11 protein-coding genes are annotated in these 15151 nt (G+C 54.8%); 6 read left to right on the top strand and 5 right to left on the bottom strand.

Going from position 1 to position 15151, the window contains the following annotated elements; translation table 11 throughout:
* Positions 1-103: 103 nt before the first annotated feature.
* The 4 genes from dapB (at position 104) to caiF (ending at position 6409) form a co-directional block, all read left to right on the top strand.
* Complete coding sequence (dapB, locus tag JY391_RS18175) at positions 104-925, top strand: 4-hydroxy-tetrahydrodipicolinate reductase (RefSeq protein ID WP_211934781.1); 822 nt, start codon at positions 104-106, stop codon at positions 923-925.
* Positions 926-1380: 455 nt separating this feature from the next.
* Positions 1381-2529: a glutamine-hydrolyzing carbamoyl-phosphate synthase small subunit gene (gene carA / locus JY391_RS18170; RefSeq protein ID WP_060570759.1), complete on the top strand. Its 1149-nt coding sequence runs from the start codon at positions 1381-1383 to the stop codon at positions 2527-2529.
* Positions 2530-2547: 18 nt separating this feature from the next.
* Positions 2548-5772, top strand: coding sequence for a carbamoyl-phosphate synthase large subunit (carB, locus tag JY391_RS18165; protein ID WP_042290184.1), 3225 nt, complete (start codon positions 2548-2550; stop codon positions 5770-5772).
* Between the two features lie 247 nt (positions 5773-6019).
* On the top strand, positions 6020-6409 hold the full coding sequence (caiF, locus tag JY391_RS18160; RefSeq protein WP_042290179.1) for a carnitine metabolism transcriptional regulator CaiF: 390 nt from the start codon (positions 6020-6022) through the stop codon (positions 6407-6409).
* A gap of 96 nt (positions 6410-6505) precedes the next feature.
* Here the strand turns inward: caiF and caiD are convergent, their stop codons facing one another.
* From caiD to caiT, 5 genes are all read right to left on the bottom strand, one after another.
* The gene (gene caiD, locus JY391_RS18155) at positions 6506-7291 is read right to left on the bottom strand and encodes a crotonobetainyl-CoA hydratase (RefSeq protein ID WP_211934780.1); all 786 of its coding nucleotides are present in this window, start codon (positions 7289-7291) and stop codon (positions 6506-6508) included.
* Positions 7292-7342: 51 nt separating this feature from the next.
* Positions 7343-8896 carry a crotonobetaine/carnitine-CoA ligase gene (gene caiC, locus JY391_RS18150; RefSeq protein ID WP_211934779.1) on the bottom strand — a complete coding sequence of 518 codons (1554 nt, stop codon included), beginning with the start codon at positions 8894-8896 and terminating at the stop codon, positions 7343-7345.
* A gap of 57 nt (positions 8897-8953) precedes the next feature.
* Positions 8954-10171: an L-carnitine CoA-transferase gene (caiB, locus tag JY391_RS18145; protein ID WP_042290171.1), complete on the bottom strand. Its 1218-nt coding sequence runs from the start codon at positions 10169-10171 to the stop codon at positions 8954-8956.
* A gap of 87 nt (positions 10172-10258) precedes the next feature.
* Complete coding sequence (caiA, locus tag JY391_RS18140) at positions 10259-11401, bottom strand: crotonobetainyl-CoA dehydrogenase (protein ID WP_042290168.1); 1143 nt, start codon at positions 11399-11401, stop codon at positions 10259-10261.
* A gap of 3 nt (positions 11402-11404) precedes the next feature.
* Positions 11405-12949 (bottom strand): L-carnitine/gamma-butyrobetaine antiporter, encoded by a 1545-nt coding sequence (gene caiT, locus JY391_RS18135; protein WP_042290166.1) that lies wholly within the window; start codon positions 12947-12949, stop codon positions 11405-11407.
* Between the two features lie 455 nt (positions 12950-13404).
* Here caiT and JY391_RS18130 point away from each other — a divergent pair, with 455 nt between their 5' ends.
* Entirely contained in the window at positions 13405-14178 is a 774-nt protein-coding gene (locus tag JY391_RS18130) for an electron transfer flavoprotein FixA (RefSeq protein ID WP_211934778.1), read from the top strand.
* Positions 14179-14189: 11 nt separating this feature from the next.
* On the top strand, positions 14190-15131 hold the full coding sequence (locus JY391_RS18125) for an electron transfer flavoprotein subunit alpha/FixB family protein (protein ID WP_211934777.1): 942 nt from the start codon (positions 14190-14192) through the stop codon (positions 15129-15131).
* Positions 15132-15151: the final 20 nt, after the last annotated feature.

Genomic DNA, 15151 nt, shown 5'->3' with positions numbered 1-15151 from the left:
GTTTATCATAAAATTCTAATTATCGGCGATTTCAGATGGCGGCTTTGTCTCGGGCTGGTTAATCTGAAAACGATTTACATCATTTTAACGTAAGAGAATAACTATGCATGATGCACAGGTCCGCGTCGCGATAGCGGGCGCGGGGGGCCGTATGGGCCGCCAGCTGATTCAGGCAGCCCTTGAAATGGAAGGCGTTGCGCTTGGTGCGGCGCTGGAGCGCGAAGGATCGTCATTGCTGGGAGCCGATGCCGGTGAGCTGGCGGGCGTCGGCAAAACGGGAGTGACTGTACAATGCAGCCTCGAGGCGGTAACCGACGATTTTGATGTTTTCATCGACTTTACGCGCCCGGAAGGCACGTTGAATCATCTGGCATTTTGTCGTCAACACGGCAAAGGCATGGTCATTGGCACCACCGGTTTTGATGACGCAGGCAAACAGGCGATTCGTGAGGCGGCAGCTGACATCGGCATTGTCTTCGCGGCAAATTTCAGCGTTGGGGTAAACGTTATGCTGAAGCTGCTGGAGAAGGCGGCAAAAGTCATGGGCGATTATACCGATATCGAAATTATTGAAGCGCACCATCGCCATAAGGTTGACGCGCCGTCCGGCACCGCGCTGGCGATGGGCGAGGCAATAGCGCATGCGCTGGATAAAGATCTGAAAGCGTGCGCCGTGTACAGCCGTGAAGGTTACACCGGCGAGCGTGTGCCGGGTACCATTGGCTTTGCTACCGTGCGTGCGGGCGACATTGTTGGTGAACACACTGCGATGTTTGCCGATATTGGCGAGCGTATCGAAATTACCCATAAGGCCTCCAGCCGTATGACCTTCGCCAACGGCGCGGTAAGATCGGCGATCTGGGTCAGTACAAAGCAAAACGGCCTTTTTGATATGCGAGATGTCCTGAATTTACACAGTTTATGATGTGTTATTACCCTTCGTGATGTGGTTATTGTAATCTTAATGTGTTGATTACATAGGGCAATATTTTATTGCCCTTTTATTTTAGCGCCTTGCCGTTAAATTTTTCTTGTAATGCCTGAAATTCTACTTTTTATTATCAAATATTGTGGCTGAAATGTAAATTTTGACCAGATGGTCCACTTTTTTCAGCGCTACCGCCATTTTTTATATTCTTCTTGCTGCGCAAGCGTTTTCTCAACCAGGTTAGTTGCTCTTTTTGCCCGTTAATCCGTCCTTTTTACCTCCAGGTTGCAAAAGAATATAAAAAATACTGCCTTTAAGTTGACTTTTAGCTGCCTTATCTCCAGAATGCCGCCGTTTGCCAGAAATTCAAGGTAAGCAAATTTGCATTGATTCATCGCGTATAAATGAATTAGTATGCAAATAAAGTGAGTGAATATTCTCTGGAGGGTGTTTTGATTAAGTCAGCGCTATTGGTTCTGGAAGACGGAACCCAGTTTCACGGTCGGGCCATAGGGGCAACAGGTTCGGCGGTTGGGGAAGTCGTTTTCAATACTTCAATGACCGGTTATCAAGAAATCCTCACTGATCCTTCCTATTCCCGCCAAATCGTTACTCTTACTTATCCCCATATCGGCAATGTCGGCACCAATGCTGCTGATGAAGAATCTTCTCAGGTTCATGCGCAAGGCCTCGTCATTCGTGACCTGCCGCTGATCGCCAGCAACTTCCGCAACACCGAAGACCTCTCGTCTTACCTGAAACGCCATAACATCGTGGCGATTGCTGATATCGATACCCGTAAGCTGACGCGTCTGTTACGTGAAAAGGGCGCGCAAAACGGCTGCATCATCGCGGGCGATAATCCGGATGCGCAACTGGCGCTGGAAAAAGCGAAAGCCTTCCCGGGCCTGAACGGGATGGATTTGGCGAAAGAAGTGACCACGGCGGAAGCGTATAGCTGGACCCAGGGAAGCTGGACGCTGGCCAATGACCTGCCGGAAGCAAAACAACAAGACGAACTGCCGTTCCACGTAGTCGCCTATGACTTTGGCGCCAAGCGCAATATCCTGCGCATGCTGGTGGACAGAGGCTGCCGCCTGACGGTGGTGCCCGCGAAAACCTCAGCGGAAGATGTTCTGAAAATGAACCCGGACGGCATCTTCCTTTCAAATGGCCCTGGCGACCCGGCGCCGTGTGACTATGCTATCGACGCAATCCAGACATTCCTCGAAACCGATGTGCCGGTATTCGGTATCTGCCTCGGTCATCAGCTACTGGCGCTGGCGAGCGGCGCGAAGACCGTGAAGATGAAATTCGGTCACCACGGCGGCAACCACCCGGTAAAAGATATCGACAACAATACCGTAATGATTACGGCGCAGAATCACGGCTTTGCCGTCGATGAAGCCACGCTGCCGGCGAACCTGCGCGTGACCCATAAGTCCCTTTTCGACCATACCCTGCAAGGTATTCATCGCACCGATAAGCCAGCGTTTAGTTTCCAGGGGCACCCGGAAGCCAGCCCAGGTCCGCACGACGCCGCGCCGTTGTTCGACCACTTTATCGAGTTAATTGAGCAGTACCGTCAGTCCGCGAAATAATCAGGAGTTAAGAGAGCCATGCCAAAACGTACAGACATAAAAAGTATCCTGATTCTGGGCGCGGGTCCGATTGTTATCGGTCAGGCGTGCGAGTTTGACTACTCCGGCGCGCAGGCGTGTAAAGCCCTGCGTGAAGAGGGTTACCGCGTTATCCTGGTCAACTCTAACCCGGCGACCATCATGACCGACCCGGAAATGGCCGATGCGACTTACATCGAGCCGATTCACTGGGAAGTCGTGCGTAAAATCATCGAAAAAGAGCGTCCGGACGCGGTGCTGCCGACGATGGGCGGCCAGACGGCGCTGAACTGCGCGCTGGAGCTGGAGCGTCAGGGCGTGCTGGAAGAGTTCGGCGTGACCATGATTGGCGCAACCGCCGACGCGATCGATAAAGCCGAAGACCGTCGCCGTTTCGACATCGCGATGAAAAAAATCGGTCTCGACACCGCGCGTTCCGGTATCGCCCATAACATGGAAGAAGCGCTGGCGGTGGCCGCCGACGTCGGTTATCCGTGCATCATCCGTCCGTCCTTTACGATGGGCGGCACCGGCGGCGGTATCGCCTACAACCGCGAAGAGTTTGAAGAAATCTGTACGCGCGGTCTGGATCTTTCCCCTACCAACGAGCTGCTGATTGATGAATCGCTGATCGGCTGGAAAGAGTATGAGATGGAAGTGGTGCGTGATAAAAACGACAACTGCATCATCGTCTGCTCCATCGAAAACTTCGACGCAATGGGTATCCACACCGGCGACTCGATCACCGTTGCGCCTGCCCAGACGCTGACCGACAAAGAATACCAAATCATGCGTAACGCCTCGATGGCAGTGCTGCGTGAAATCGGCGTTGAAACCGGCGGTTCTAACGTTCAGTTTGCGGTGAACCCGAAGAATGGTCGCCTGATTGTCATTGAGATGAACCCGCGCGTGTCGCGTTCGTCGGCGCTGGCCTCTAAAGCCACCGGCTTCCCGATTGCGAAAGTGGCGGCGAAACTGGCGGTGGGCTACACCCTTGACGAACTGATGAACGACATCACCGGTGGGCGTACCCCGGCCTCGTTCGAGCCGTCTATCGACTACGTGGTGACTAAAATCCCACGCTTTAACTTTGAAAAATTTGCTGGCAGCAATGACCGCCTGACCACCCAGATGAAGTCGGTGGGCGAAGTGATGGCGATTGGCCGCACCCAGCAGGAATCGATGCAGAAAGCGCTGCGCGGGCTGGAAGTGGGCGCGACCGGCTTCGACCCGAAAGTCAGTCTCGACGATCCGGAAGCGCTGACCAAAATTCGCCGCGAGCTGAAAGACGCTGGCGCGGATCGTATCTGGTATATCGCTGACGCGTTCCGTGCGGGACTTTCCGTAGACGGCGTCTTCAACCTGACCAACATCGACCGCTGGTTCCTGGTGCAAATTGAAGAGCTGGTCCGTCTGGAAGAAAAAGTCGCGGAGCTGGGCATCAATGGCCTGACCGCCGACTTCCTGCGCCAGCTTAAGCGCAAAGGCTTCGCTGATGCGCGTCTGGCGAAACTGGCGGGCGTACGCGAAGCGGAAATCCGCAAGCTGCGCGACCAGTACGACCTGCACCCGGTCTACAAGCGCGTGGATACCTGCGCGGCGGAATTTGCCACCGACACCGCCTACATGTACTCCACCTATGAAGACGAATGTGAAGCGAACCCGTCCGTCGACCGCGACAAGATTATGGTGCTGGGCGGCGGTCCAAACCGTATCGGCCAGGGCATTGAGTTCGACTACTGCTGCGTACACGCCTCGCTGGCGCTGCGCGAAGACGGTTACGAGACCATCATGGTCAACTGTAACCCGGAAACGGTCTCCACCGACTACGACACCTCCGACCGCCTGTACTTTGAGCCGGTTACCCTGGAAGACGTGCTGGAAATCGTGCGTATCGAAAAACCGAAAGGGGTTATCGTCCAGTACGGCGGCCAGACTCCGCTGAAGCTGGCGCGCGCGCTGGAAGCTGCGGGCGTACCGGTTATCGGCACCAGCCCGGACGCCATTGACCGGGCGGAAGACCGTGAACGCTTCCAGCATGCGGTTGACCGTCTGAAGCTGAAACAGCCGGCGAACGCGACTGTCACCGCCATTGAACAAGCGGTAGAAAAAGCGAAAGAGATCGGCTATCCGCTGGTGGTGCGTCCTTCTTACGTACTTGGCGGACGGGCGATGGAAATCGTCTATGACGAAGCGGATCTGCGTCGTTACTTCCAGACCGCGGTCAGCGTCTCCAACGACGCGCCGGTGCTGCTTGACCGCTTCCTCGACGATGCGGTTGAAGTGGATGTGGATGCGATTTGCGATGGTGAAAGGGTGCTGATTGGCGGCATCATGGAGCACATCGAGCAGGCAGGCGTTCACTCCGGCGATTCCGCCTGTTCGCTGCCAGCCTACACCCTGAGCCAGGAAATACAGGACGTGATGCGCCAGCAGGTGCAGAAGCTGGCCTTCGAGTTGCAGGTTCGCGGTCTGATGAACGTCCAGTTTGCGGTGAAAGACAACGAAGTCTACCTGATTGAAGTGAACCCGCGTGCCGCGCGTACCGTACCGTTCGTCTCCAAAGCCACCGGCGTACCGCTGGCGAAAGTGGCGGCGCGCGTAATGGTGGGCAAATCGCTGGCCGAGCAGGGGGTGACAGAAGAGATTATTCCGCCTTACTACTCGGTGAAAGAGGTGGTGCTGCCGTTCAACAAATTCCCTGGCGTTGACCCGCTGTTAGGGCCGGAAATGCGCTCTACCGGAGAAGTGATGGGGGTGGGACGCACCTTTGCGGAAGCGTTCGCCAAAGCGCAATTGGGCAGTAACTCCACGATGAAAAAACAAGGCCGTGCGCTGCTCTCCGTTCGCGAAGGCGATAAAGAACGCGTGGTAGACCTTGCCGCGAAGCTGCTGAAGCAGGGCTTTGAGCTGGATGCGACTCACGGTACGGCGATCGTACTGGGTGAAGCCGGTATTAACCCGCGTCTGGTAAACAAAGTGCATGAAGGCCGTCCTCACATTCAGGACCGTATCAAGAATGGCGAGTACACCTACATCATTAACACCACCGCCGGGCGTCGCGCGATTGAAGATTCCCGCGTTATTCGCCGCAGCGCGTTGCAGTACAAGGTGCATTACGACACCACCCTGAACGGCGGTTTCGCCACCGCGATGGCGCTTAATGCTGACGCCACGGAGAAAGTGATCTCCGTACAGGAAATGCACGCGCAAATTAAAAAATAACCGACCCTGATGTTCCACGGTCTTAAAAACGGTTCCGGAAACGGAGCCGTTTTTTTATGCAATCAGTCGTTTCCTGGCGAAATATACTGCAATAGCAGAAATGTGAATGTAACAAGCAAGATTTGGATCACACTCATGACCCGGCAAGTTGCATACTATCCCTTATATCCACAATTTTAATAGGGTCTTGTCGGGAATATGATGGACAGGACGCAACACGATTTTTAATTTGTGAAATGGTGTGCTTATGTGTGAAGAGTATGTTGAAAAACCACTTTATTTGATGATTGCCGACTGGGTCATGGCGGAAAAGCGTTGGGTCAGCGCAAAAGAGATTGCAAAGCAGTTTAATATGGATCATTGCAAAGCAATTAATACCGTCTCTTATATTCTCGCGGAAGTGGGGGAAATTCATTGTGAGACTAAGACCATCCCTAACCAACTGGAAGGACGGGGCTGTCAGTGCCAGCGTCTGGTGCGGGTAACCCATATCGCGCCGCAGCTTTACGCGCGTTTGGGACAGCGCGCGCAGGAAAAGGTGGCCAGCAGAGCGCCCCGGATCCCGGCGGTTCCACCGTCAGAACTGAACCGTGAGCAGAAATGGCAGATGATGCTGTCAAAGAGTTTGCGGCGGTAAGGCGGAGATCCGCCGTATTGAATGGCGGTATAAACGACGTATCCGGCCTGGGGATGGCGAACATCGCAGGCCGGATAAATGCTGTGCCATCAGGCGTTAACGGCCTTTCCATACCGGGGCGCGTTTTTCCGCAAATGCCTGCGGCCCTTCAAGGGCATCCTCTGAATGCAGGACCGACGGATAGTGCTTCAGCACGCCGCTGCGGATAAAACGATACCCTTCCTCGACCGGCATTTCACTGGTGGTACGAGAGATCTCCTTCAGCGCGGCAATGGCCAGCGGCGCGCTGTTGACCAGTTCTTGCGCCAGTTCGCGCGCGCTGTCCATCAGTTCCTGCTGGCTGATCACGCGGTTGACGATCCCCCAGCGCAGCGCTTCCGCGGCATCCATTCGTCTGCCGGTCATTACCATTTCATTCACGATGGCCGGGGGTAACCGTTTTGGCAGACGCAACACGCCGCCGCTGTCTGGCACAATGCCCAGTTTCGCTTCCGGCAGCGCAAAGCTGGCGTTTTCGGCGCAGACGATAAAATCCGCCGCCAGCGCCAGTTCGAAACCGCCGCCAAAGGCATAGCCGTTCACAGCGGCAATCACCGGTTTATCGAGATCAAAGCATTCCGTTAGTCCGGCAAAACCTCCGGGGCCAAAGTCGGCGTCCGGCGCTTCACCTTCTGCGGCGGCTTTTAAGTCCCAGCCTGCGGAAAAGAATTTCTCCCCCGCGCCGGTGACGATCGCGACGCGCAGTTCGGGATCGTCACGAAATTGCAGAAAAGCCTCCCCCATCTGAAAGCTGGTTTTGGCATCGATCGCATTGGCTTTAGGTCGATCCAGAATGATTTCCAGAACAGGTCCGTTACGGGTCAAACGTAAAGATTCACTCATGGTTCATCTCCAGAAAATAAAGTAACTGGCGGGCATTTCCCGCCAGCAGGGTTATTTCAGATTCTTTTTGATTATTTTTCCTGAACAGTTACGGGGCAGGTCAGTTCTTATTTCCATAAAAGAGGGCACTTTGAATTTCGCCATATTTTGTTCGCAGAAATGGAAGAATTCTTCTTCCGTCAGCGTTTCGCCTTCATTAAGTACGACGAAGGCTTTAATGGCTTCGTCGCGAATCGCATCCTGAATACCAATCACCACGATGTCCTGAATTTTAGGATGTGCGGAAATGATATTTTCCAGCTCAACGCAGGAGACGTTTTCACCGCCGCGTTTAATCATGTTGCAGCGCCGGTCGACAAAATAGAAAAAGCCGTCTTCGTCGCAATATCCGGAATCGCCGGTGTGTAACCAGCCGGTGGAGTCGAACGCTTTCGCCGTGGCGTCGGGCCTGGCGTAATAGGCTTTAAAGAGTGTTTTGCCCGGCACCCCCTTGATGCAGATTTCGCCAATCTCGCCAGCGGGCAGCGCACGGTTCTGCTCGTCGCGAATTTCCGCTTCGTAGCAAAATCCCGGACGGCCTATCGACGGCCAGCGTCGCTTATCGCCGGGGCGGTCGCCAATGATGCCGACGATGGTTTCCGTCATGCCATAGGAGGTCAGCAGGCGCACGCCGAAACGGGTGACAAAGGCGTCTTTCTCCTGTTCCGAAAGGTTAAGGTAGAACATGACTTCCCGCAGACAATGTTGGTTGTCCTGCGGTGTGACGGGTTGCGCCATGAGCGTGCGGATCATCATTGGGATGCATTCTGTGACGGTCGCGCGGTATTTTCGGATCTGCTGCCAGAAGGCGCGGACGCTGTATTTTTCAATCAGCACAAACGTCGCGCCTGCCGAGAATGCTGCCATGGCGGCGGTGCATTGACAGTCGATATGAAACGCAGGCATCACCGTCAGGTAAATATCGTCTTCACGCAGGGCGCACTGCCAGGAGGAGTAGTATCCGGCAAAGCGCAGGTTGTAATGGGTGATCACCACCCCCTTTGGTCGTGACGTGGTGCCGGAGGTAAATAAGATCTCTGCGGTGTCGTCGGTAGACAGCGGTACCGTTTCCTGCAAGGCGCCCGGCTGGCGATCTTTTTGCAGAGAAAAGTGACTCACGCCGGGTTCAGTCCCGACGTTTTCGCCAACCACCCAGATAAGGGTTAACTGCGTTTCGCCTTCACGCTGGATCTCGCGGTACATCGGCAAAAACGCGGGGCTGGTGACGATCTGCCTGGCCTGGCTGTTTTGCAGGATCCACGCGCTTTCGTCACGCAGCAGGCGGGCGTTGATCGGCACCATGATAGCGCCGATTTTTGCCAGTCCAAACCAGCAAAAGATAAATTCCGGGCAGTTATCCAGATGCAGGGCAACCTTATCCCCTTTGCGAATGCCTGAGGCGTGGAACAGATTCGCTGTGCGATTGATCTCCTCATTGAGCGACGCGTAGCTGTACTGTCGTATCTCCCCGTCGCTGGATTCACAAATCAGCGCCGTTTTACTGCCATGCCGTTCGGCCAAATCGTCCCACATCTGGCGTAAGTGTTGTCCGCCAACGATATCCATAGCACCTCTGTCCATTTATTCAGGCGCTAACCGGAAATGCCGGTTAGCGCGTTCGGGTTAATCCTCTACTTTGGCCAGACCTTTACTGACCAGTGACTGAATTTCAGCGTCGCTGTAGCCGATGTTATGCAGAATGGCGGCGGTATCCATGCCGTGTGACGGCATGCCGCGCCAGATTTTTCCAGGGTTATTTTTGAATTTCGGCATCACGTTTGGCCCTTTGCAACTGCGGCCATCCAGCGTTTGCCATTGGGTAATGGATTCCCGGGCAATGTACTGTGGGTTACCTTCCAGTTCCGGAATCGTCAGCACTTTGGCGCAGGCGATATTCAGCTCGGCGAAGCGTGCCTGAGCCTCGGCGAGGGTGCGTGTCGCCAGCCAGGCATCGAGTTTTTCCTCTACCAGCGGTCCGTAAGGGCATTCGATCCGGTGAATCAACTGTGTGCCTTCCGGAACCTCCGGTGTGCCCAGAATGTGCGCCAGACCAATATCCTTAAAGCATTCGGCGATTTGCGTAATACCGACCAGCTCCATCACGATGTAGCCGTCGGCGCACTTATACAGTCCGCAGCCAGCGTAGTAGGGATCTTTACCTTTGGTCATTCGCGGGCATATCTCGCCGCCGTTGAAATAATCCATCATGAAATATTGACCCATACGCAGCATGACTTCGTACATTGCGACATCAATACTTTCGCCTTTACCGGTTTCACGCGCTTTATGCAACGCCGCCAGCGCCGCGGTGGTGGCGGTCATGCCGGAGAAATAGTCGGCGGTGTACGGGAAGGCGGGCATCGGCTGGTCGACGTCGCCGTTCTGGATCAGGTAGCCGCTGAACGCCTGGGCAATGGTGTTATAGGCTGGCAGGTGGGTGTACTCTTCGCTGCCGTACTGACCAAAACCGGATAAATGGGCGATAACCAGCTTCGGGTTATGCCGCCACAGGACGTCATCGGTAATACCGCGGCGGGCAAATGCCGGGCCTTTGCTGGCTTCAATAAAGATATCGGTGGTTTCCATTAATTTGAGAAACGCTTCCCGCCCCTCATCTTTGAAAATATTCAGCGACAGCGCGTGGAGATTACGGCGCGAAAGCTGCGGATAGTGGGGCTGGACGCGAATGGTATCGGCCCAGGCCACGTTTTCAATCCAGATAACCTCCGCGCCCCATTCAGCAAACAATTGTCCGGCGAACGGTCCGGCGATTTCGATGCCGGAAAAAACCACCCGCAGCCCGGCAAGCGGGCCAAAGGTGGGCATGGGGAGACGATTCATACCTATGCTCCTGGCAGTTGTAGATGTCCCGTAGGCCGGATAACAGCGTGAACGCCTTCTCCGGCCAGGAAAAACACCCGATAATGATTAACGGTATTGCTTCAGCACCGCGCGACCGAGGGTCAGGATCTGCATTTCGTCAGACCCACCGGAAACGCGGTCCACGCGCAGATCCCGCCAGAAGCGGCTGATACGGTGATTACCGGCAATTCCAACGCCGCCCAGTACCTGCATTGCGCTGTCCACCACCTCGAACGCCGCGTTGGCGCAGAAGTATTTGCACATCGCCGCATCTCCCGAAGTAATCGTGCCGTTATCGGCCTTCCACGCGGCTTCCAGCAGCATGTTTTTCATCGAATTGAGTTTGATGGCCATGTGAGCAAATTTTTCCTGAATCAGTTGGAAGCGACCGATGGTTTCGCCAAACTGTACGCGCTGGTTAGCGTAGCGCGCTGCATCTTCAAAGGCGCACATCGCCGTACCGTAGTTGGTGAGCGCCACCAGGAACCGTTCATGATCGAACTCTTCTTTCACGCGGTTAAAACCGTTGCCTTCCCGCCCGAACCTGTCTTTTTCATCCAGTTCGACGTCATCGAAGTTAATTTCGCAGCAACTGTCCATCCGCAGGCCGAGCTTATCGAGTTTATTCACCTGGATGCCGGGTTTCGTCATATCGACAAACCATTCGGTATAAACGGGTTTGTCAGGCGACGCGGCGTCCCGGGCCATCACCACGATATAGGGCGTGTAGGCGCTGCTGGTGATAAAACACTTACTGCCGTTGAGATAAACCTTACCATTTTTACGGGTATAGGTGGTTTTGAGGCTGCCCACATCCGATCCCGCTCCCGGTTCGGTGATTGCCGAGTTCCACATCTGTTTGCCTGTCCCCCGGAAGGCCATGATCTTATCGATCTGCTCTTGCGTGCCTTCGCGCAGGAAAGTGTTAAAACCGCCCGGCAACTGGTACAGCACATAGGTTGGCGCGCCGAGACGTCCCAGTTCCATCCAGACAGCGGCAACGGTGACGAACCCCGCTTCCAGCCCGCCATGTTCTTCCGGGATCAACAGGCTGTCGATACCCATCTCCGCCAGCGCTTTAACAAAGCGCTCCGGATACACGCTGTCACGGTCGCACTCGGCAAAATAGGCTTCCCAGTTCTCACTGGCCATCAGTTCGCGAATACCGGCGACAAACAGTTCCTGCTCGTCATTCAAGTTAAAATCCATCTTTCAACCTCTTGATCTGTTAGGGGTAATTGAGTTGTCTTTCCAGTGCGCTTTGGCGTCTTTAATAAAGGAGAGGGTCACCATAATGTTGACGAAGAACAGCGGGCAGCCGCCGGCAATGATGGCGGTTTGAATCGGCTTCAGGCCGCCAAGCGCCAGCAACACAATACCGATGACGCCCACCAGCACCGACCAGCCGATCCGCACCAGCAGCGGCGGCTCGTCGCCGTCGCGCACTTCGCGACAGGTCGACATCGCCAGGGTATACGAACAGGCGTTAATCAGCGTCACGGTGGCAATAAAGCAGAGGATGAAGAATCCCCACATGGTGGCGGTACTGAACGGCAGCGCGGCCCAGGTTTCGATAATGGCGCGCGCCACGCCGTGCTGCTCTATCAACTGCGGAATGTTGATGATGTTTTTATCCATCAATAACAGGGTGTTGCTGCCCAGCACGGTCCACAGGATCCAGGTGGAGGCGGTCAGCCCTAACACCATCCCAAAACACAGTTCGCGCACGGTGCGTCCACGGGAAATGCGCGCCAGGAAGATGCTCATCTGAATGGCGTAAATCACCCACCACGCCCAGTAAAAAACGGTCCAGCCCTGAGGGAAGCCACCTTTGGCGATAGGATCGGTATAGAACAACATGCGCGGCAGATACATCAGCAGCGTGCCCACCGAATCGGTGAAGTAGTTCATGATGAAGCTGGCGCCGCTGACGATAAACACCCAGCCGAGCATCAGGAAGCTCAGATAGCTGCGCACGTCGCTGGCGATACGCACCCCTTTTTGCAGGCCGCAGGCCACGCAAATCGCGTTGAGGATGATCCAGCAGGTGATAATAATGGCGTCCAGCTCCAGGGTATGCGGGATCCCGAACAGGTATTGCATACATTCCGTGACCAGCGGCGTCGCAAGGCCCAGGCTGGTGCCCATCGCGAAAATCAGCGCGACGAGATAGAAGTTATCAATGATGGTGCCGAGCAGCCCTTTGGCATGTTTTTCCCCCACCAGCGGCGCCAGCGTGGAGCTGGGACGGATCACATCCATTTTGCGGACAAAAAAGAAGTAGGCGAAGGCGACAGAAAGGAAGCTGTAGGTCGCCCACGGCAGCGGTCCCCAGTGGAACAGGCTGTATGCGAGGCCCAGTTCTTTCGCGCTGGTTGAGTGAGCGGCAAAGCCAAACGGCGGGGTCGAGATATAGTAGTAAATCTCAATCGAGCCCCAGAACAGCACAGCGGCAGAGGTACAGGAGGCGAACATCATAAAGATCCAGCTGGCAGTGCTGAACTCCGGTTTCTCATCGCCAAGTTTCTTTTTGGCGTAGGGGCCAAATACCAGCCAGAACCAGCCGATAAGCATGACGACCATATACCATTCGAAGGCCCATCCCCAGATATTGGTGACATAACTGAAGACGGCATTAATAACAATATTCGCTGCGTCTAAATCGCGAACCGTTAGCCAGCAAAGTATTCCGACAATGATTAATGGTGGAAAGAAAACCTTTGGCTCAATGCCGGACTTTCTCTTTTCATTTTTCATGCGCTAATTCCAGTTTAAAAATGAATGTATTATTCGTTCCCAATTGTTCTATTTTTATTACATAGTTGTTGATGGTCATTTAACCTCGGGGCGCGTGAGCGAATAACTCATAATGGGTATTCGTGTGGCTGTGTTCTGTTACCCTCATCACACTTTTCAGACGGGCTGTCCTGGGGTGTTGATATTGATATTTTTATTTTTAATCAATAAGTTAATGGTGTGTTTGGCGCTTTTTATACCCGTCGGCGTTCAATATTGGTGATCCGTAAAACAATATTGAAAATTAGCTGTTGTATTCGCTTGTGTTCAATATTGGTGAAGCGGTTAACAATATTGAAAGTTGAAATCATCAGTGTGTGACATTTTCAATAATGGTGATTAAGGTTTTATTTCGGAATTAACGTGCGTGCTATCAGTAATTAACACCGCCGATATTCATGACTTCTGGAGATGCAATGAAGATATTGACTTGCTATAAAAGCGTACCTGATGAACAGGATATTTCGATTAATAATGCTGACGGTTCCCTGGATATCAGCAAAGCCGAAAGCAAAATCAGCCAGTACGATTTGAATGCGATTGAAGCCGCCTGCCAGCTTAAACAGCAGGTCAGCGACGCGCAGGTTATCGCCCTGAGCGTGGGCGGCAAAGCGCTAACCAATGCGAAGGGACGCAAAGACGTGCTGTCGCGCGGTCCGGATGAGCTGGTAGTGGTCATTGACGACCCGTTTGAACAGGCGCTCCCGCAGCAGACGGCCAGCGCTCTGGCGTCCGCAGCGCAAAAGCGGGGGTTCGATCTGCTGATTTGCGGCGACGGATCGTCCGATCTGTACGCGCAGCAGGTTGGTCTGTTGGTCGGCGAAATCCTCAACATTCCGGCGGTTAACGGCGTCAGCAAGATCCTCTCGCTGAGCGACAGCACGCTGAACGTTGAGCGTGAGCTGGAAGACGAAATCGAAACCCTCTGCATCCCGCTTCCTGCCGTGGTGGCGGTATCCACTGACATTAACTCTCCGCAAATCCCGTCTATGAAGGCCATTCTGGGCGCGGCGAAAAAACCGGTTCAGGTCTGGTCTGCGGCGGATATTGGGTTTAACGCAGGGGAAGCGCGTTCCTCACAAACAGTAGCCGCGCCGAAGCAGCGAGAACGCCTGCGCGAAGTGATTGAAGGCGATGGTGAAGAGCAGATCGCCGCATTTGCCGACAGTTTGCGCAAAATGATTAATTAAAAGGGGATGTTATGAGCAAGTTTTCCAGCGTCTGGGTTTTCAGCGATATGGCTTCACGCCTGCCGGAACTGATCGGCGGCGCGCGGATTTTAGGTGAACAAGTGAATGCGTTTGTGCAGCACGCCGACGAGGAGACAACGGCGTTGCAGTGCGGTGCGGAGCGCGTGTGGCTGTTGCAGGGGAAACCGGACGACCGCATGGTGGAGGATTATGCGGACGTCATTGCGCAGACCATCCGTCAGCAGGGCGACGCCGGACTGGTTTTGCTGCCCAATACCCGTCGCGGCAAGCTACTGGCGGCTAAGCTGGGCCATCGTCTCGCCGCGGCGGTCTCAAACGACGCCAGCGACGTACTCTGCCAGGACGGTCATGCACAGGTCAAACATATGGTGTATGGCGGCCTGGCGATAGGGAACGAGACCGTGACATCGCCTTTCGCGGTGATCACGCTCAATAGCGGGACGTTTGACGCGCCGCAGCCGGACGCGTCACGCAGCGGCGAGACGCATGTTGTGGCATGGCAGGCGCCGGAGACAAGCGTAACCCGTACCGCCATCGAGGCGCGTCAGAGCCAGCGCGTCGACCTCGACAAAGCGCGGCTGGTGGTCAGCGTGGGGCGCGGCATCGGCAGCCAGGAGAATATCGCGCTGGCACAAGCGCTATGTCAGGCCATCGGCGCCGAACTGGCCTGCTCTCGTCCGGTTGCGGAAAACGAGAAGTGGATGGCGCATGAGCGCTATGTCGGGATCTCTAATCTGATGCTGAAACCCGAGCTGTATCTGGCGGTGGGGATCTCCGGGCAGATCCAGCACATGGTTGGGGCGAACGGCGCGCAGACCATCTTTGCCATTAACAAAGACAAAAATGCGCCGATCTTTCAGTACGCGGACTACGGCATTGTCGGCGATGCGCTGAAGATCCTTCCTGCGCTGACCGCCGCTCTGGCGCGCTAATCCACACCAGCAGGGAGGAT

Source organism: Citrobacter sedlakii (assembly GCF_018128425.1).
Taxonomy (GTDB): Bacteria; Pseudomonadota; Gammaproteobacteria; order Enterobacterales; family Enterobacteriaceae; genus Citrobacter_A; species Citrobacter_A sedlakii.
Note: the sequence above shows the minus strand (reverse complement) of the source record. Positions and strands in the feature narration are given on the sequence as shown.